General features: G+C 73.3%; 20 protein-coding genes. 11 read left to right on the top strand and 9 right to left on the bottom strand.

Annotated features, from left to right (window positions below; genetic code table 11):
- The first annotated feature begins 9 nt into the window (after nucleotides 1-9).
- Nucleotides 10-987, top strand: coding sequence for an acetylxylan esterase (locus tag IEZ13_RS14915; RefSeq protein ID WP_183221979.1), 978 nt, complete (start codon nucleotides 10-12; stop codon nucleotides 985-987).
- A gap of 45 nt (nucleotides 988-1,032) precedes the next feature.
- A complete protein-coding gene (locus tag IEZ13_RS14910) occupies nucleotides 1,033-2,967 on the top strand; it encodes a hypothetical protein (protein WP_183221980.1) in 1,935 nt (644 codons plus the stop codon).
- Here IEZ13_RS14910 and IEZ13_RS14905 read toward each other — a convergent pair.
- From IEZ13_RS14905 to IEZ13_RS14885, 5 genes are all read right to left on the bottom strand, one after another.
- Entirely contained in the window at nucleotides 2,948-3,220 is a 273-nt protein-coding gene (locus IEZ13_RS14905; protein WP_183221981.1) for a YggT family protein, read from the bottom strand. The genes IEZ13_RS14910 and IEZ13_RS14905 overlap by 20 nt on opposite strands.
- Before the next feature lie 105 nt (nucleotides 3,221-3,325).
- Complete coding sequence (locus tag IEZ13_RS14900) at nucleotides 3,326-4,153, bottom strand: aldo/keto reductase (RefSeq protein WP_183221982.1); 828 nt, start codon at nucleotides 4,151-4,153, stop codon at nucleotides 3,326-3,328.
- A gap of 526 nt (nucleotides 4,154-4,679) precedes the next feature.
- Nucleotides 4,680-4,955: a hypothetical protein gene (locus IEZ13_RS14895; RefSeq protein ID WP_183221983.1), complete on the bottom strand. Its 276-nt coding sequence runs from the start codon at nucleotides 4,953-4,955 to the stop codon at nucleotides 4,680-4,682.
- Nucleotides 4,956-5,096: 141 nt separating this feature from the next.
- Complete coding sequence (locus IEZ13_RS14890) at nucleotides 5,097-6,557, bottom strand: aldehyde dehydrogenase family protein (RefSeq protein WP_183221984.1); 1,461 nt, start codon at nucleotides 6,555-6,557, stop codon at nucleotides 5,097-5,099.
- A gap of 112 nt (nucleotides 6,558-6,669) precedes the next feature.
- The gene (locus IEZ13_RS14885) at nucleotides 6,670-7,479 is read right to left on the bottom strand and encodes an IclR family transcriptional regulator (protein WP_183221985.1); all 810 of its coding nucleotides are present in this window, start codon (nucleotides 7,477-7,479) and stop codon (nucleotides 6,670-6,672) included.
- A gap of 100 nt (nucleotides 7,480-7,579) precedes the next feature.
- Between IEZ13_RS14885 and IEZ13_RS14880 the strand changes: the two genes are divergently transcribed.
- The 7 genes from IEZ13_RS14880 to IEZ13_RS14855 are packed head-to-tail and all read left to right on the top strand — an operon-like array spanning nucleotide 7,580 to nucleotide 13,662.
- Nucleotides 7,580-8,635, top strand: coding sequence for an ABC transporter substrate-binding protein (locus IEZ13_RS14880; protein WP_203833911.1), 1,056 nt, complete (start codon nucleotides 7,580-7,582; stop codon nucleotides 8,633-8,635).
- The gene (locus IEZ13_RS46470) at nucleotides 8,617-8,886 is read left to right on the top strand and encodes a hypothetical protein (protein WP_203833912.1); all 270 of its coding nucleotides are present in this window, start codon (nucleotides 8,617-8,619) and stop codon (nucleotides 8,884-8,886) included. The genes IEZ13_RS14880 and IEZ13_RS46470 overlap by 19 nt, the downstream gene beginning before the upstream one ends.
- Entirely contained in the window at nucleotides 8,883-9,641 is a 759-nt protein-coding gene (locus tag IEZ13_RS14875) for an ABC transporter ATP-binding protein (protein ID WP_229794704.1), read from the top strand. Before IEZ13_RS46470 ends, IEZ13_RS14875 begins: the two co-directional genes overlap by 4 nt.
- Nucleotides 9,638-10,354: an ABC transporter ATP-binding protein gene (locus tag IEZ13_RS14870; RefSeq protein ID WP_183221986.1), complete on the top strand. Its 717-nt coding sequence runs from the start codon at nucleotides 9,638-9,640 to the stop codon at nucleotides 10,352-10,354. The genes IEZ13_RS14875 and IEZ13_RS14870 overlap by 4 nt, the downstream gene beginning before the upstream one ends.
- Nucleotides 10,351-11,220, top strand: coding sequence for a branched-chain amino acid ABC transporter permease (locus IEZ13_RS14865; protein ID WP_183221987.1), 870 nt, complete (start codon nucleotides 10,351-10,353; stop codon nucleotides 11,218-11,220). Before IEZ13_RS14870 ends, IEZ13_RS14865 begins: the two co-directional genes overlap by 4 nt.
- Nucleotides 11,217-12,212, top strand: coding sequence for a branched-chain amino acid ABC transporter permease (locus tag IEZ13_RS14860; RefSeq protein WP_183221988.1), 996 nt, complete (start codon nucleotides 11,217-11,219; stop codon nucleotides 12,210-12,212). The genes IEZ13_RS14865 and IEZ13_RS14860 overlap by 4 nt, the downstream gene beginning before the upstream one ends.
- The gene (locus IEZ13_RS14855; RefSeq protein WP_183221989.1) at nucleotides 12,193-13,662 is read left to right on the top strand and encodes an aldehyde dehydrogenase family protein; all 1,470 of its coding nucleotides are present in this window, start codon (nucleotides 12,193-12,195) and stop codon (nucleotides 13,660-13,662) included. Before IEZ13_RS14860 ends, IEZ13_RS14855 begins: the two co-directional genes overlap by 20 nt.
- Before the next feature lie 69 nt (nucleotides 13,663-13,731).
- Here the strand turns inward: IEZ13_RS14855 and IEZ13_RS14850 are convergent, their stop codons facing one another.
- Together IEZ13_RS14850 and IEZ13_RS14845 are read right to left on the bottom strand one after the other, a co-directional pair.
- Nucleotides 13,732-14,340 (bottom strand): RraA family protein, encoded by a 609-nt coding sequence (locus IEZ13_RS14850; protein WP_183221990.1) that lies wholly within the window; start codon nucleotides 14,338-14,340, stop codon nucleotides 13,732-13,734.
- Nucleotides 14,341-14,355: 15 nt separating this feature from the next.
- On the bottom strand, nucleotides 14,356-15,372 hold the full coding sequence (locus IEZ13_RS14845) for a Glu/Leu/Phe/Val dehydrogenase family protein (protein ID WP_183221991.1): 1,017 nt from the start codon (nucleotides 15,370-15,372) through the stop codon (nucleotides 14,356-14,358).
- A 69-nt stretch (nucleotides 15,373-15,441) separates the two neighbouring features.
- On the opposite strand from IEZ13_RS14845, the gene IEZ13_RS14840 reads away from it, so the two are divergent.
- Nucleotides 15,442-15,921 carry an Lrp/AsnC family transcriptional regulator gene (locus IEZ13_RS14840; RefSeq protein ID WP_229794703.1) on the top strand — a complete coding sequence of 160 codons (480 nt, stop codon included), beginning with the start codon at nucleotides 15,442-15,444 and terminating at the stop codon, nucleotides 15,919-15,921.
- Here the strand turns inward: IEZ13_RS14840 and IEZ13_RS14835 are convergent.
- On the bottom strand, nucleotides 15,887-16,792 hold the full coding sequence (locus IEZ13_RS14835) for a class I SAM-dependent methyltransferase (protein ID WP_183221993.1): 906 nt from the start codon (nucleotides 16,790-16,792) through the stop codon (nucleotides 15,887-15,889). The two genes, IEZ13_RS14840 and IEZ13_RS14835, sit on opposite strands and share 35 nt — an antisense overlap.
- Nucleotides 16,793-16,802: 10 nt before the next feature.
- Nucleotides 16,803-17,393 carry an HAD family hydrolase gene (locus IEZ13_RS14830; RefSeq protein ID WP_183221994.1) on the bottom strand — a complete coding sequence of 197 codons (591 nt, stop codon included), beginning with the start codon at nucleotides 17,391-17,393 and terminating at the stop codon, nucleotides 16,803-16,805.
- Between the two features lie 57 nt (nucleotides 17,394-17,450).
- Here IEZ13_RS14830 and IEZ13_RS14825 point away from each other — a divergent pair, with 57 nt between their 5' ends.
- Entirely contained in the window at nucleotides 17,451-18,074 is a 624-nt protein-coding gene (locus IEZ13_RS14825) for a maleylpyruvate isomerase N-terminal domain-containing protein (RefSeq protein WP_183221995.1), read from the top strand.
- Nucleotides 18,075-18,208 lie beyond the last annotated feature (134 nt).

Below are 18,208 nucleotides of genomic sequence, written 5' to 3'. Positions count from 1 at the left end.
GTGATCGCCATGGCGCTCTTCGACCTTCCCCTCGCCCAGTTGCGCGACTATCGCCTTGATCGTCCCGAGCCGTCCGGTTTCGATGAGTTCTGGGACGGCACCCTCGCCACCGCCCGGCGGCTCGCCCTGCCACCCAAGCTGCACGAGGTGCGGACCCCGCTGAGTGGCATCACGACGTACGACGTCACCTTCACCGGCTACGCGGGCCAGCCGATTCGGGCCTGGCTGAACCGGCCCTCCGGCGTGGCGGGGCCGCTGCCGGTGGCGGTCGAGTTCATCGGGTACGGCGGTGGCCGCGGCCTGCCGATCGACTGGCTGATCTGGGCCAGCGCCGGGTACGCCCACCTGGTCATGGACACCCGCGGGCAGGGCGGCTCCTGGCGCGCCGGCGACACCCCCGACCCGGACGAGCACGGCGCCGGCCCGTCCACCCCGGGCTTCCTGACCCGGGGCGTGCTGTCGCCGGAGACCTTCTACTACCGCCGGCTGATCACCGACGCGGTCCGGGCCGTGGAGACCGCCGCCGAACTGCCCGGTGTCGACGCCTCCCGGCTCGTGGTGACCGGCAGGAGCCAGGGTGGGGCGCTCGCCCTGGCGGCCGGTGGCCTGGCCCCGGACCGGGTCTCGGCCGTGGTGTCCGGCGTGCCGTTCCTCTGCGACATCCGGCGGGCCGTCACGATCACCGACAGCAACCCGTTCCACGAGGTGGTCCGGTTCCTGCGGGCCAATCCGCTGGCCGCCGAGCGGACCCTGGACACACTGGACCACGTCGACGCGGTCCACTTCGCACGCCGGATCACCGCGCCCGCCATCCTGTCGGCGGCGCTGATGGACGACGTGTGCCCGCCGTCCGGGGCGTTCGCGGCCTATCACGCGATCCCCGGCGACAACAAGCACATCGAGGTGTACGAGTGGGACGGCCACGAGGGCGGCCGTAGCTGGTTCGACGTCACGGCGCTGGAGTTCGTGGACGATCGCCTGAGCTGAAACCCTATGTAGAGAAACGGCACAGGGTGGGCTACGGTGGCGCACATGATCTCGCTGACCCGGTTCACCCGGTGGGCGCTGCGCGCGGCGGCCCGGCGCTGGCCCGCCGGCCTGCGCGAGGAACTGTACCGGGAGTGGGAGGCCGAGCTCGCGTACCTGGAGACGCGGCCCGGCTCCGCCGCCCGGCGCCTCGGGTTCGCGCTCAGCCTGCTCGCCTCCCCGCCGGCGCGGGACGCCGCGGGCGTCCCGCGCGGGTGGGCCGAGGCCCGGCCGGCGATCGGCCCGGCCGCCGCGCTGTTCCTCGTCGCCCTGATCGGCGCCGGCCTGCCGGGGCTCGCGGGCCAGTTGCTCTACCTGCTGCTGGACTCCCTGGCGATCGACCAGGACGGGGCCGATCGGCTGATCGACGGGGCGGTGCGCGCGCTCTGGTGCCTGCCGATGGCGTGGTGGCTGGGCCGCCGGCTGCCGATGTCCCGCAAGGGCCGGTTCGGCACGGCCACCCCGGCGGTCCTCGCCCCGCTGGCCGTGCTGCCGGCCCTGCTGGCCCCGGCCACGCCGGGGGTGGGGCTCATGGCGCTGTCGCTGACCACCGTGGTGGGCGCGCTGGCCTGGACCGCGCTGACGTCGCTCACCGGCTGGGCCGGGGTCCGGTCCGGCCGGGCCGGGGCCCTGGTCCTGATCGCCGGAGTGCCGGTGGCGGCGGTGGCGACGACGGCCCTGTCCACGATCCCGGTGCTGGCCCGGTACGGCTGGGACGCGGCCGTCGCGTCGATGCTCATGCGGGACTGGTCGGGGCTGGACGGCGCCGGTGTCGACTGGTTCGCCTACACCGGCTACACGTTCCCGGCGTACCTGGTCTACGGCTGGTTCGCCGTCCTCTACGGGCTGCGGGCGGCCACCGCGCCCGAGCGCCCGGTCCGGCTCGGTGAGCCGGCGGCCGTCGAGGTCGCCGGGCAGCGGCCCGCCCGGCCGGCGGTGGCGCGGGCGGCCGGCCTCACCGCGGTCGTCGCCGGGGTGCTGGCGTGGGCGTACACGGTCACCTGCCTGAGCCCGGCGATGGACGACTGGTCGGCGGTCGCCCCGATGCCCGGCGGGGACGGCGAGATCTACCTGTGGGTGGCCGAGCTGCGCTGGGCCGCCGTCCTGCTGGCGGCGCTCGGCACGCTGGTCGCCACCGCGAGCACCCGGGCCGCCGTCGTGCTCGGCGTGGGCCTGCTGGCCGTCGAGTCGATGCTGCTCAACCTGCCGATGACCGGGGCGGCCGGGTTGCGGATCGCCCTGCTCGCGGCGGCCGTGGTGATCGCGGTGGGCTGGACGGCCGCCGGCCGTGCCGCGGCTCCGGCTGTGATCCGGCGCCGGACCACCACCGCGGCGATCGTGGCGGCCGGCTGCGGCCCGCTGCTCTTCGCGCAGAGCACCCCGCCGGAGAACCACCCGTTCATGCCGTGGGGGCTGCCGATCACCACGGTCGGGGTGGCGATCGGCCTCACCCTGCTCGGCACCGTGACGGCGGCCGCCACCAGCCGGCACCGCCCGCACCCGGTGCTGATCGTCCTGCTGACCGGCCTGCCGGTGATCGTCCTGCTGGCCGCCGGGGCCGGGCTGCGCGGCGGCGCCGGCCTGGAGGACCTCGGCGCGCTCGGCATCTTCGCCGGGCTGCCGCTGGCGGTCGTGGTGACCGCCCTGCTGCGGCGGCACCGCCCACGGCGGCGCGGCCGGACCGTGGCGCTGTGGTCCGCGCTGACCGCCGGCGCCGTGGTGGCGACCGTTCCGCTGCTGCTGGCGGCGGCCATGATGCTGGCCTTCGTCGCGGAGCTGCTCTTCCAGATCGACGGGACCAGCTACCCGGCGGACGGCATCTCGGTGCTGCCCGGGGCGCTGGTCCTGTTGCTCCCGATGGCCACGGTGCTGGCCGGGAAGGCGGACGGCGCCGTGGCCGAGGCCCCGGCGCCGCAACCGGTCAGAGGAACGAGCGGATGACGCTGATCCCCAGGAACAGCACGATGAACGCCAGGTCGATCGAGACGCCACCGGCCCGCAGCGGCGGGATGATCCGGCGCACCGGGGCCAGGATCGGCTCGGTGATCGTGTAGACGACGTCCAGGGCCTTCGACCGGAAGGAGCCCGGCACCGCGGGACCGGCCAGGGTCACGCTCCAGTCCAGGATCACCCGAGCCACCAGCACCAGCTGGACCAGCAGCAGCGCGAAGCTGACCAGACCGAGAAGACCCATCAGAACCTCCGTGTGAGGGGAACGTACCACCCACTATGCGGCGGATTCCTGTGAACTCGCTCGGCGGTGGCTGTGACGCGGCCCGCCATGACGGGCCGCGTCCTCTCAGCTGTTGAAGTGGTCCGGGTGGGGCCCGGTGCGGCCGTCGCACTCCAGCGCGTCGATCGCGGCGATCTCGTCCGCGGTCAGCTCGAAGTCGAAGATCGCCAGGTTCTCCCGGATCCGCGCCGGGGTGACCGACTTCGGGATCACGATCCGGCCCTGCTGCACGTGCCAGCGGAGCACCACCTGCGCCGCGGTGCGGTCGTGGGCGGTGGCGATCCGGGTGATGGCCGGGTCGCCGAGCACCCCGGCCTGCGCCAGCGGGCTCCACGCCTCGGTCGCGACACCGAGCTCGGCGTTCGCGGCCTGCGCCTCCCGCTGTTGCAGCTGCGGGTGCAGCTCGATCTGGTTCACCGCGGGCACCGTGCCGCCCAGGCCGGCCACGGCCCGCAGATGCTCGGGCAGGAAGTTGGAGACACCGATGGCCCGGACCCGGCCGTCGGCGAGCAGCGTCTCCAGCGCCCGCCAGGTGTCCGGGAACCTCCCCCGCTTCGGGGTGGGCCAGTGGATCAGGTACAGGTCGAGGCGGTCCAGCTCGAGCCGGGCCAGGCTGGCGTCGAAGGCGCGCAGCGTCTCGTCGTACCCCTGATCGGTGTTCCAGACCTTGGTGGTGACGAACAGCTCGTCCCGCGGTACCCCGGCCGCCTTCAGCGCGGCGCCGACGCCGGACTCGTTGTGGTAGATCGCCGCCGTGTCGATGCTGCGGTAGCCGGCCTGCAGCGCCGTGGTGACGGCGGAGGCGGTCTCCGCCTCCGGGATCTGGAAGACGCCGTAGCCGATCTGCGGAATCGTGACGCCGTTGTTGAGCGTGATGACAGGCGTTTGGCCCATGGAGAGTGGTTCCCCTCATTCAGCGGGTGCGGCCACCCGGCGATGGCCGGGTGCTTCCCTCATACCCTGAACAGGTTCCCATTCCCCCGTTCCGGCCTGGCCGGCCCCGGTGGTGGACGTCCCGCGTGCGCCACATCCGGCGGACGGCGGTCGGTCCGGCCAGGCGTTCCGGCGCCTGCCATTTCTTCGGTACGGCTACCCGTACCCGCCGGTGCGGTTGTCCGCTCGGCCGTTCCCGTAGGCCCGGCGGCACACTCGTGGCTCCGGGTCGCCGGGTCGGCGTAGACCGGTCGCCGTCGTCGTCCCGATGGTGGCGGCCGGTCCGGCGCCGCCCGGGACGGCAGGCCCCGGTGCGCGATCGCCAGCAGCAGGCGTTCCGTCGTCCGCCGTGACGTGCCCCGGCGGGTTCGTCGTGCTTCCCCCGTCACCGCACGTGGGTGAGTGTCCGATTGTTCGGCGTGGTCCCGGTCGCGCCGCGCGGTCCGGGTCGCCGCCGCTGGTGGCCCGGGCGCCCGGGTCGTGGCGCTCACAGGCCGACCAGTCTGCGGGCGGTGACCGCGCCACGATGGCCGCGGGTACGGCGGGTCACCGAGCCGCCCGGGGTACGGATCTCCGGAAGGGGGGTGTCGCCGCGGCGCGGTATCACGGCCGCCCGGCCGCGGTACGGGGGAGGAGCGGGGGCCGGCGGGCGCAGGCGCACCGTCGGCCGGACCGCCGGGGGACCGCCACCCGCCGGCCGGGCCGGCGCGGTGACCTGGGACGTCGGGGCCCGGCCGAGGGCCGGCGGGGGTGCCACCGGCATGCGGCCTTCGGGGGGCTCGGTCGTGCTCCGGGATCCGGCAACCGGTATCGCCTCGGCTCGAGTCATGGCGCTCATTATTGATGAACGTGCATTTAACGCAAGGCTCCCGGAGTGCCTGTAACGGCGCGGAAACAACTTTCGTCAGAACGGGTAGCCCGGGGGCTCGTCACGCACAGTCACCCAGCGCGTCTCGGTGAACGCCTCCACGTTCGCCGCCGCGCCACCGAACCGCGACCCGGTCCCGGACGCGGCGACCCCACCGAACGGGCTGTTCGCCTCGTCGCTCACGGTCTGGTCGTTGATGTGCACGATGCCGGTCGGAATCCGGTCGGCCAGCGCCAGGCCGTGCATCACGTCCCGGGTGACGATGCCGAGGGACAGCCCGTACTCACTCGCGGTGGCGAGCCGGACCGCCTCGTCGGCGCTCGAGAACCGGACGATCGGGGCCACCGGACCGAAGATCTCCTCCCGGAATGCGGGCGTGTCGCCGGAGACGTCGGCCAGCACCGTGGGCGCGTAGAACAGGTCCCGGTAGGTGCCGCCGGCCGCCACCCGGGCCCCGGCGTCCGCCGACCGGGTCACCACCGCGTGGATCTTGTCGCGCTGCCCGGCGTCGATGACCGGGCCGAGCACCACCTGCTCGCGGGCCGGGTCGCCGACCGGCAGGGCCGCCGCCTTGGCCGCCAGCCGCTCCACGAAGTCGTCGTACAGCCGCTCGTGCACCAGGTGCCGCCCGGTGGTCATGCAGATCTGGCCCTGGTGGAACCAGGAGCCGAAGGACGCCGCCGCGACCGCCTTGTCGACGTCCGCGTCGTCCAGCACGATCAGCGCCGAGTTGCCGCCCAGCTCAAGGTGGGCCCGCTTCAGGTGCTCACCGGCCAGGGCGCCCACCCGGCGGCCGGCCGCGGTCGAGCCGGTGAACGAGATGACCCGGACGTCTCCGTCGGTGACCAGGGCCTCGCCGACGTCGGCGGCGCCCGGCAACATCTGGAGCACGCCCGGCGGCAGCCCGGCCTCCTCGAAGATCCGGGCCAGCGTCACACCGCCGGTCACCGCGGTCCGCGGGTCCGGTTTGAGCAGGACGGCGTTGCCGAGCGCCAGGGCCGGGGCGACCGACCGGATGGCCAGGATGATCGGCACGTTGAACGGCGCGATCACCGCCACCACCCCGGCCGGGACCCGCCGGGCCATCGACAGCCGCGGCTCCTCGCTGGGCAGCAGCTCGCCGTACGGCCGGGCGGGCAGCGACGCCGCCTCATAGCACTCCTGCTCGGCGACGTGCAGCGCGAACCCGGCCATGGCGCCGATCGCGCCCACCTCGCGGACGTTCCAGCCGGCGATCTCCTCACCGTGCTCGGTCCACAGCTGGGCGGCGCGGCGCAGCACGGCGGCGCGCCGGGTGTGCGGGGTGGCGGCCCAGGCGCGCTGGGCCTCGGCGGCGCTGCGGGCGGCCTCGGTCACGTCCTCGGCGGTGGCCCGCCCGATCCGGCCGAGCACCGCGCCGGTGGCGGGTTCGGTCACGTCGTACGCGCCGCCCCGCCCCGGCCGCCACTCGCCGCCGATGAAGATGTTGCCGGTCCAGAGCTTGTCGTCGAGAAACATGGGCGGTCGCCTCCAGGGGGTGCACGGGTGCGCTGACGGTATGCCCGTGTTTCCGGCAGATCAACGGACCGTTCCATCCATCCGAACGCGCGCGCGGAAAGTGAAACGCGACCTACCGGTAGCCCAGCCGAGTGGAGATCTCGGCGGCGGTGTGCCGCAGCGGGCGTTCCAGCCGGGCCACCACGGTGTCCGCCGTGGTCGCCCACACCGTCAGGTGCACCGCGATGTTGATCGCCGCGATCACCCGCCCGGTCCGGTCCCGCACCGGCGCCGCCACCGAGCGCAACCCGGCCGCCAGCTCCTCGTCGTTGGCCGCCACCCCGGTCTGCCGGATCTTCGCGAGCGCCGCCGTCAGCTGCTCCCGGTTGGTCAGCGTCTTCGGGCCGCGGCGGGCGAAGTCGGTCCGGTCGAGCAGCGCCCGCAGCACGGCCGGTTCCTGGTGGGCGAGCAGCACCTTGCCCATCGACGTGCAGTACGCCGGCAGCCGCGACCCGACGTGCAGGTTCAGCGAGATGGCGAACGCGCTGGTGGCCCGGCCGCTGCGGCGGCGCTCCACGTAGACCACGTCCGGCCCGTCCAGCACCGCCATGCTCACCGTGTACCCGGTCTCGTCGGCGAGGCTCTGCAGGCAGGGCGCCGCCACCCGGTTGATCTCCAGCGAGTTGAGCGCCGCGAAGCCCAGGTCGACCACCTTCGGCCCGAGCGAGTACTTCTTCGTCTCCGGGTCCTGTTGCAGGTAGCCGAGCCGGGCCAGGGTCGCCACGTACCGGTGGGTGGTGCTCTTGTTCAGCGTCACGGCACGGGAGATGTCGGCGATCCCCAGCACCGGCCGGGTCTCGCTGAACGAGGACAGGATCAACAGGCCGCGTTCCAGGGACTGGGAGAACGCGGCCCCACTGCCGGCTTCATCGTCGATGGGCATGGCGCAGCCTAACCTCGCCGTTCGAACTGTTGAAACGCTGTGTTGACCGCTGGTGTGACCCGCCTTACCTTTCCGCCACCACTTCTCGCGGGAGGTCACCGTGGAAACGCCCCCGTCATCATTCGGAACCTTCACCCGCCGCCGGCTGCTCCAGGGAATCGGGCTCGGCACCGCCGGGCTCGCCCTCGGGGCCTGCAAGGGCGCGGAGCAGCCCGGCGGATCGGACACTTTGAAGATCGGTTTCGTCAGCCCCCGGACCGGGCCGGCCGCCAGTTTCGGCGAGCCCGACTCGTACGTCCTCGAACTGGCCCGCAAGAAACTCGCCGAAGGCCTCACCATCGGCGGCACCAGGTACGAGGTCGTGGTCGTCGACAAGGACAGCCAGTCCAACCCGCAGCGTTCCGCCCAGGTCGCCAACGACCTGATCAACAGCGACGGCGTGGACCTGATGCTCACCACCTCCACCCCGGAGACGGTCAACCCGGTCTCCGACGCGTGCGAGGCGGCCGGCGTCCCCTGCATCTCCACCGTCGTGCCGTGGCAGGCCTGGTACTTCGGCCGCGGCGCCGAACCCGACCAGACCGACGCCTACAAGTACACGTTCCACTTCTGCTTCGGCGTCGAGCAGTTCCACAGCGCCTACACCCACCTGTGGCCGCAGGTGGAGACGAACAAGAAGGTCGCCGTCATGTGGCCCAACGACAGCGACGGCAACGCCATCCGCGCCTCGCTCGGCCCGATGCTGGAGAAGTCCGGCTACACGATCGTCGACCCGGGCGCCTACACCAACGGCAGCAACGACTACTCGGCGCAGATCGCGAAGTTCAAGGCCGAGGGCTGCGAGATCTTCTCCACGTTCCCGATCCCGTCGGACTTCGCGACGTTCTGGCGGCAGGCCGCCCAGCAGGGCTTCCGGCCGAAGATCGCGCAGGCCGCCAAGACCGGGCTGTTCCCGTCCCAGGTGGAGGCGCTCGGCGACATCGGCGCCGGGTGGCCAGCGCCGCCTACTGGACACCGACCTACCCGTACACCTCGTCGCTCACCGGCGTCAGCTCGCAGGCCCTCGGCGACGGCTACCAGCAGGCCGCCGGCAAGCAGTGGACCCAGCAGCTCGGGCCCAGCCTCGCGCTGTTCGACGTGGCGGCCGCCGCGCTGACCGCCGCCGGCACGCCGCGGGATCGCGACGCGGTCGCCGCCGCCATCGCGACGCTGGAGGTGGAGACCCCGGTCGGCCGGCTCAAGTGGGGCGCCGGACCGAACCGGAACGTGGTCTCCACCCCGATCCTCGGCGGCCAGTGGGTGCCCGGCAGCGGCGCCTACCCGCTCGACTTCGTGCTCTGCGAGAACTCCTCCGACCCCAACGTCCCGGTCGCCGGGCAGCTCAAGCGGTTCGGAACCCTCACGTGACGGTGTTCCCTGGCGACACCGTGTTCCCTGGCGACACCGTGCTCGACGGCGAGCACCTGCACAAACGGTACGGCCGGCTGCACGTGCTCGACGATGTCGGCTTCACCGCCGCCGACGGTGAGGCGATCGGCATCGTCGGGCCGAACGGGGCCGGCAAGACCACCCTGCTCAACGTGCTCGCCGGATCGGTCACCCCGGACTCCGGCACGGTACGGCTGGACGGCGCCGACGTCACCCGCTCCGGCCCGCAGATCCGCTGTCGCCGGGGCGTGGGCCGGGCACACCAGATCCCGCGCCCCTTCGGTGGCATGACCGTCCTGGAGAACGTCCTGGTCGGCGCCACCTACGGGGCCGGGCTCCGGCACCGGGAGGCACACCGGCACAGCATCGAGGTGCTACGCCGCTGCGAACTGCTCGACCTCGCGAACCGGCGGGCCGACACGCTCGGCCTGCTGCACCGCAAACGCCTCGAGATGGCCCGCGCGGTCGCCACCCGGCCACGGGTGCTGCTGCTCGACGAGATCGGCGCCGGCCTCACCGACGCCGAGGCCGCCGAACTGGTCGCCACCATCCGCGAGCTGAACGCCGGCGGCGTCACCGTGGTCTGGATCGAGCACATCGTGCACGTCCTGCTCCAGGTCGTGAACCGGCTCATCTGCATGGACGCGGGCCGGGTGATCGCCGACGGAGAGCCGTCGGCGGTGCTCAGCGACGCCGTCGTGGTCGACGCCTACCTCGGAAAGGCACGATCATGACCCTGCTGTCGCTGGAGTCGGTCACGGCACGCCACGGGCTGCTCACCGCCGTACCGGAGATGTCTTTGAAAATCGCGGAGGGTGAGACGCTCGCCCTGGTCGGGGCGAACGGCGCCGGAAAATCAACCCTCCTGCGTACGATCGCCGGCGCGCACCCGGCGGCGGGTGGCCGCATCCTGCTCGACGGCACGGACATCACCGCCCGGCCGGCGCACGAGCGGGTCGCTCTCGGCCTGGCCCTGGTGCCCGAGGGCCGACGGCTGTTCCCCGGCATGACGGTGGCGGAGAACCTGGCCGTCGCCGCCCGGCGGGCCCGCGAGGGGCCCTGGAGCCTGACCCGCGTCTACGACACGTTCACCGTGCTCGCCGGCCTGCGGGACCGGCGGGCGTCGGAGCTCTCCGGCGGGCAGCAGCAGCTCACCGCCATCGCCCGGGCGCTGCTCACCAACCCGCGGCTGCTGCTCATCGACGAGGTGTCGCTCGGGCTGTCCCCGGTCGCCGTCGACGCCGTCTACGAGACCCTCACCACCCTGGACTCCAGACCCACGCTGCTGCTTGTCGAACAGGACCTGTCCCGGGCGCTGGACGTGGCCGGGCGGGTGATCTGCCTGCTGGAGGGCCGGATCGCGCTGTCCGCCGCGACCGGCGACGTCACCCGCGAGCAGGTCACCGAGGCCTACTTCGGGCTGCGCGGCCGTAGGGCGGCGACATGACCTGGGTCAATGCCGTCCTTCAGGGGATCTTCCTGGGCGGGCTGTACGCGCTGTTCGCCTGCGGCCTGTCGCTGATGTTCGGCGTCATGCGGATCATCAACCTGGCGCACGGCGACCTGGCCGTCCTCGGCGCCTTCGTGGTCTGGTGGGCGGCCACCTCGCTCGGGGCGCCACCGGCGCCGGCCCTGATCGGGGCGCTGCCACTGGCCCTCGCGCTCGGCTACCTGTTGCAGGTCACCGTCCTCACCCGCAGCCTGCGCGGCGGGGAGCTGACCCCGCTGCTCACCACGTTCGGCCTGGCCATCGTGATCCAGAACGCACTGCTGCTGATCTTCTCCCCGGACGTGCGGTCGCTCGCCACCGTCACCGGGTCGCTGAGCACCGGCAGCTGGCAGATCGGCGGCCTGACCGTGCCGTACCTAGGTCTGTTGATCCTGATCGTCGCGACCGGGGTGCTCGGCGGGCTGCACCTGGTGCTGGAACGCACCGGGTTCGGCCGGGAGATGCGGGCCGCCGCCCAGGACCCGGACACCGCGGCGCTGGTCGGGGTGCCGGCCACCGCCGTTTACGCCCGGGCCACCGCGATCGCCGTGGCCACCGCCACCCTGGCCGGCACCTTCCTGGCCGTCCACTCCACCATCGACCCGGCCAGCGGGCCCACCCAGCTGATCTTCGCGTTCGAGGCGGTGGTGATCGGCGGGCTCGGCTCGCTGCGCGGGACCCTGATCGGCGGCCTCGTGCTGGGCGTGGCGCAGACCATCGGCGCCCAGATCGACCCGCAGTACTCGATCCTCGCCGGCCACCTGGTCTTCCTGATCGTCCTGCTCGTCCGTTTCAGCCCAGGAAGGCTGGTGCCTGCCGCATGACCGCCCTGGCCTACCGGATCGACCGGAGCAGCCGCGCCTCACGGATCGGGTCGTCCGTACTCATCGGCCTGGGGTTGATCCTGGCGACCGTGCCGCAGTTCTTCGTGGCGACCGTGGTGCAGCAGCTCACCAGCCTGTTCATCTTCGTCATCCTGGCGGTGATGTGGAACGCGCTGGCCGGCTACGGCGGGCTGGTGTCGGTCGGGCAGCAGGCGTTCATCGGGTTCGGCGCCTACGGGACCGTGTTCCTGGCCCAGCGCGACGTGCCGCCGTACCTCGCGGTGCTGCTCGCCGCCGGCGCCTCGGCGGTCCTCGCCGCCGTCCTCGCGCCGCTCGTGCTGCGGCTGCGCGGCGGGCCGTTCGCGGTCGGCACCTGGGTGGTCGCCGAGACGCTGGCGCTGCTCGTCGTCCTCGACCACAGCCTCGGCGGCGGGACCGGGGTGTCGCTGCGCGGGCTCAACGTGTTCCGCCCGGACGAGCGGCGCGCGTACACGTACTGGCTGGCCCTGGCCTTCCTGGTGCTCCTGCTCGGGGCGGTGTTCGTGCTGCTGCGCGGCCGCACCGGGGCCGGGTTGCAGGCGATCCGCGACGACCAGGAGGCGGCCGCGTCCCTCGGTGTCCGGGTGTGGCCCCTGAAAGCCGGGCTCTACGTGCTCGCCGGGTTCGGCGGCGGCGCGGCCGGGGCGCTGATCCTCGCCAACACCCTGTTCATCGAACCGCGCTCGATCTTCGGGGTGCAGTGGACCGCGTACATGCTGTTCATGGTGCTCGTCGGCGGGATCGGCACGTTCGAGGGGCCGCTGCTCGGCGCGCTGCTCTTCTTCGGGGTGCAGTACCTCTTCGCCGACTACGACGCCTGGTACCTGATCGGGCTCGGGCTCACCGCCGGAGCGTTCGCGCTGTTCCTGCCACGCGGCCTGTGGAGTCTTGTCCCGGTGCGGCTGCTGCCCGTCGGATACCATCTGCGACGCGATGGACCAGGTGTTTTCTGAGGGCGTGCGGCATCACATCGGCGGGAGCTGGGTGGATGCGGCCAACGGGCGGACGTACGACAAGCTGAACCCGTGGACGGGCCGCGTCTTCGCCCGGGTCGCCGCTGGTGACGCCGACGACACGCGGGCCGCCCTCGACGCCGCCGACCGGGCCTTCCCGGCTTGGGCGGAGAGCCTGCCGATGGACCGCCAGCGAATCCTGCTGCGGGCCGCCGACGCGCTCGACCGGCGGCGCGACGAGGTGCGCGGGCTCCTCGCCGCCGAGACCGGGTGCGGGGTGCACTTCGCCGGGGTCCAGCTCGACTTCTGCGTCAACCTGCTGCGCCAGGCTGCCGGGCTGGCGTACGCGCCGGCCGGACAGATCCTGCCCTCGGACCTGGCCGGCACCCGGGCTCTGGCCATGCGCCGCCCGGTCGGCGTGGTCGCCGCGATCGCCCCGTGGAACGCGTCGCTCGTCCTGGCCGGCCGGGCCGTCGTCGCGCCGATCGCCACCGGCAACACGGTCGTGCTGAAACCGTCCGAGGAGGCGCCGCTCACCGGCGGCGCCCTCTGGGCCGAACTGCTCGCCGACGCCGGCCTGCCCGACGGCGTCCTCAACGTGGTCACCCACGCCCCCGGTGAGGCCGGCGCCGTGGCCGAGACGCTGATCGCCGACCCGCGGGTCCGGCGGATCAGCTTCACCGGCTCCACCGTCACCGGGCGACGGCTCGCCGAGACCGCCGGCCGCCACCTGAAACGGGCCGTGCTCCAGCTCGGCGGCCACAACCCGCTGCTCGTGCTCGGCGACGCCGACGTCGGCCAGGCCGTCGACGCGGCCGTCTACGGGGCGTTCGTGCACAGCGGCCAGACCTGCATGTGCGCCCGCCGGCTCATCGTCGACCGGTCGATCGCCCCCGAATTCACCGCCCGGTTCGTGGCCCGCGCCGCCGAACTGCCGGTCGGCGACCCGTCCGACCCGGCCACCGTCGTCGGGCCGGTGATCAACGAGTGGGCGCTGTCCCTGCTCGAACGCCGGGTCCGGGAAGCCGTCGACCTGGGCGCACGGCTGCTCACCGGCGGGCTGCCCAGCGGGCGCTGCTTCCCGCCGACCGTCCTGACCGGCGTGCCGCCCGAGGCGGAACTGGCCTTCGACGAGACGTTCGGGCCGGTCGTCCTCCTCGAGGAGGCCGACGACGCCGAGGACGCGCTGCGCCGGGCCAACGCCTCCGACTTCGGGCTCACCGCCGGGGTGATCACCGGCGACCCGTACCGGGGTCTCGACCTGGCCCGCCGCCTCCGGGCCGGGATCGTGCACGTCAACGACCAGCCGGTCAACGACGAACCCCAGATGCCCTTCGGCGGCGTCAAGGACTCGGGCGCCGGCCGTTTCGGCATCGGGTTCGCGGCCGAGGAGTTCACCGAGGTCCAGTGGGTGACCGCCCGCCAGGAGACCCGCCCCTACCCGTTCTGACCCCGGGAACCCGGCTGGCTCCCAGCGCTTGATCAACGGGGTTGCGACAGCGCTGGGAGCCGGCCGGTCCTAAAGGCCGTGGGCCGCGAGCGCCTTGTCGATCCGGGCGCGGTGGGCCCGCTCCCAGTCGTCGAGGGTCTCGGCCTCCTCCTTGGCCAGCTTCGCCTGGGCGGCGGCGAGCACCTCGTCGTGCCGGGCGGCCGGGACCACCACGACGCCCTCCTCGTCGGCGACCACGATGTCGCCCGGCCCGACCTGGACGCCGCCGCAGCGGACCGGCTCCTGATGGGTGCCCGGTTCGGACTTGGTGCCGGGGATCGGGATGACGCCGCGGGCGAAGACCGGGAAGCCGATCTCCCGGACCTCGCCCAGGTCACGGATCAGGCCGTCGAGCACGAACGCCGCGACACCCCGCCGGTGCGCGACCGCGCAGACGTTCCCGCCGGCGAGCGCGTAGTCCAGGTCGCCGGACTCGACGACGATCACCGAACCGGGCTCGGCGCGGTAGATGGCGGCGTGCAGCATCAGGTTGTCGCCGGGCGGGCAGCGGACCGTGAACGCCGGCCCGGCGACCCGCGGCACCGGCGTCCACAACGGCCGGATGCCGATGTCCATCACCCGGCTCCGGTCCAGCACGTCGGCGAGCGTGGTCGGCGGAATGCTCTCGAACCCGGTCATACGGCCCCTCCCAAGTCAGGCGATCTTCGCAGGGTAGTCAACCAGCCAGCCTGCCAGCCGGGCCGCGGCCTCCGCCGGGGTGGACGACGTCTCCCGCGCCGCGTCCAGGATCCGGGTCAGGGTGTCCCCGATCCCGCCGATCCGTGCCGCCACCCGGTCCGGCGCCTCCCGGTGCAACTCGGTGCCGATGGCGTGGATGATCCCGCCGGCGCTGACCACCACGTCCGGCGCCCACAGGATGCCGCGCTCGTGCAGCAGCGCGGCGGTGCCCGGACGGTCGAGCTGGTTGTTGGCCGGCCCGGCGACCGCCGCGCAGCGCAGCTCCGGCACGGTCTTCCGCGTCAGGACACCGCCGAGCGCGGCCGGCACCAGCACGTCCACCTCGGCGGTGAGGCAACCGTGCGGATCCGTCCAGGCCGCGCCGAAGGAGTCCGCCACCGACCGCCGGGACGGGTCCACATCGGCCGCCACCACCCGCGCGCCGGCCTCGGTGAGCAGCCGCAGCACATGCCCGCCGACCCGGCCCACACCGAGGACGGCGAAGCTGCGGCCCGCCAGGTCGTGTGATCCGAACCGGTCGGCGACGACGGCGCGCAGCGCGGCCAGCACCCCGGCGGCGGTGCCCGGGGAGGAGTCGTAGCCGCGGCAGAACACGTACGGCGTACGCTCGCCGATCGTCACCATGTCGTCCGGCCCGGTGCCCACGTCCGGACCGGTCGCGTAGTCCCCGCCCAGGCTCTCGATCACGTCGGCCACGTCGTGCAGCACCGCCCGCCGGTCCGGCGCCACCCCCGCGGGCAGCGCCACCACCGTCTTGCCGCCGCCGTTCGGCAGCCCGGCCAGCGCCGCCTTCGCGGTCATCGCGGCGGACAGCCGCAGCGCGTCCTCGAGACCGTCCCGCCAGTCGGCGTAGACGGACAGGCGGCATCCGCCGATCGCCTGCCCCAGAGCCGTCGAATGGACCGCCACGATGACCGGGAACCCCGACCGTGGACCACGTTCCGTCACCACACGCACATGTTCGAGCGACATGCCTCGAAGCTAGAACGCCCATCGGCGGAGGAACGATCGTGCCGAACGATGTTCGGTGAACCCATCATAATGACGGCCGTGGATGACATTGATTCGGCGATCGTACGGGAACTCCAGGCGAACGCCCGGCAGACCAACCGCGACCTGGCCCGCACGGTCGGCATCGCACCGTCGACCTGCCTCGAACGGGTGCGGTTGCTGCGCGAGCGCGGCGTGATCACCGGCTTTCACGCCGAGGTGAGCCTCACCGCGCTCGGCCGCGAGGTCCAGGCGCTGCTGCATGTCCAGGTCCGCCCGCTCAACCGGGAGGTGATCGAGGGCTTCAAGGCCTACGCGGCCGGGCTGCCCGAGGTGCTGTCGGTGTTCGTGCTGGCCGGTGGCGACGACTTCCTGGTGCACGTCGCGGTGCCCGGCGTGGACGGTCTGCACGCCTTCCTGATGGACCGGTTCTCCGCCCGCCGGGAGATCGTCGGGTTCCGCAGCTCGGTGATCTACCAGCACCACCGCAACCGGATCATCGATCCGGGTCCCGCCGAAAATGCCAGATGATCAGTACGGGCATGTCGCCGGTCACCGCACGGCACACCTCGGGGGTGAGGCTGATCAGCGACCACGGCCACTGATCCCACGCCCCGGTCTCCAGCGTGTCCGGCAGCTCGGCCGGCGTGTCGAGCGGCACCGGCGGCGACATCCGCGGCTCGGCGCACGACACCACCCGCAGCCCGGCCGGGACGGCGGCGCCGAGATAGTCCGACGCCCGGTGCCGGTGGTCGACCAGCAGCGCCGGCCGCTCGCCGTCGATGCGCACCCGGGGCACCGAGCCGATCGCGGCCAGCTCGTGCGAGACGTCCGAGATCACCAGATGCCCGCCCGGCCGCAGCACCCGGGCGAACTCGGCGAACACCGGGCCCAGATCGCGTACGTGGGTCAGCGCCAGCGAGCACACCACGATGTCGGCGTGCGCGTCCGGGATCGGCAGCCGCTCCAGCGGCGCCTCGTGGAACTCGCCGGACGGCACCCGCTCACGCGCCCGCTCCAGCATGTCGGCCGAACCGTCCACCCCGATCACCCGGTGCCCCTGGCCGGCCAGCCACTCGCTGTGCCGGCCGGTGCCGCAGGCCGCGTCCACCGCCGTCCCGGGCGGGAGCCCGCCGAGGATGCCGTGAACCGTCTCCTCCTCCGGCGGGAACAGCCCGTTGCCCGGCTCGTCGTAGGTCCGCGACCAGACCCGGTACCCGTCGACGGCCGACACCCGCTCGACGGCCACCGGCTCGACGTCCAGCTCGGCCCGGTCGAGCAGGCGCCGCATCTCGGCCACCCGGGCCCGGCCGAACTCCGGATCGGACTCCTCGGTGAACGACCGCAGCAGCGCCGCGCCCTGTAGCCCGAGCAGGTACTCCAGCGCCCGCTGATGAATCATGGATCGATTCTTATCGCTCCCACGGTGGTGGCACACGCGAATATCCCATGCCCGCCGCCTCGGCCGCGGCCACACCCAGGTCGGTGTCCTCGAAGACCAGGCAGTCCGCCGGCTCCACGCCGAGCAGCCGGGCGCCCAGCAGATAGCCCTCCGGGTCCGGTTTCGGGCGCGCGTAGTCCCCGGCGCACACCAGCACCTCGAACCGGTCCAGCAGGCCGAGCGCGGTCAGCGACGCGGTCACCGACGCGCGGGTGCTGCCGGACACCACCCCGAACGGGATCCGCCCGTACGACGCCTCGATGTGCTCCAGCACCCCCGGCACCGCCGCCACCTCGCCGAGCAGCTCCTGGAACAGCTCCTCACGCCGCGCCGCCACCTCGGCCACCGGCATGCGCAGGCCCTGCCGCTCGTTCAGGTCGGCGATGATGTCCACCACGAGCCGCCCGCCCCAGGCGTAGAACAGCTCCTCCGGGAGCTCCGCACCCCACTCGCCGAGCGCCTTGCACCAGGCCCGGTAGTGCGCCGGCATCGAGTCGGTGATCGTCCCGTCGCAGTCGAACAGGTACGCCTTGAAGTCGCCGTCCGGCAGGGGTAGCAGCACCGGGGCAGGCTACCGGCGGGGCCGCGCGACCGGCGGCCCGCGTGGCAGGTTGGTGACATGGACTACCGCCGCACGTACCGCTCCGCCGCCATCGCCTTCGCCGACCTCGTCTCCCGCATCCCGGCCGCCCGGCTCGACGCCCCCGGCCTCGGCGAGTGGACGCTGCGCGACCTGCTCGGCCACACCGTCAGCTCGGCGCTGCGCCAGGTGCCCACGGTCCTTGCCGACCGCGCCCCCACGCTGCTGGTGCCCGGCCCCGAGTTCTACTTCGCCCTGGTCCGGTCGGCCTCCGACGAGATGGTCGCGGCCGTCCGCAAGGCGTCCACCGACGACGCCCGGGCCACCGGGGCCGCCCTCGGCGATCAGCCGGCCACCGCGGTCAGCGGCTACATCGGCCAGGCGACCGCCGCACTGGCCGGGGCCGCCGACGACGACGTGGTGGCCACCCCCGCCGGCGGCATGCGGGTCCGGGACTGGCTGCCCACCCGCACCTTCGAACTGGTGGTGCACGGACGCGACGTGGCCACGGCTGCCGGCGTACCGATCGACCTGGACCCGGACACCCTCGCCGAGACCGCCGCGCTCGCCGCCCGCGTCGCGGTCGCCCTAGGCGACGGCGAGACCGTGCTGGGCGCGCTCACCGGCCGGGCCACGCTTCCGGCGGGTTACTCGATGATCTGATTTCTCGTACGCGCGGGAGCGGCCCCAACCACACAGCGGCCGTTCCGCCGCACCTCGCGACCCGCTGCCGGGGCCGAGCCTGTGCCGCGCCCGCCGGGCTGAGTTTTTTCGCCGCTGGCGGGCGGCCCGTTCCG

The sequence above is a fragment of the Actinoplanes campanulatus genome (genome assembly GCF_014647795.1).
GTDB lineage: Bacteria > Actinomycetota > Actinomycetes > Mycobacteriales > Micromonosporaceae > Actinoplanes > Actinoplanes campanulatus.
Note: the sequence above shows the minus strand (reverse complement) of the source record. Positions and strands in the feature narration are given on the sequence as shown.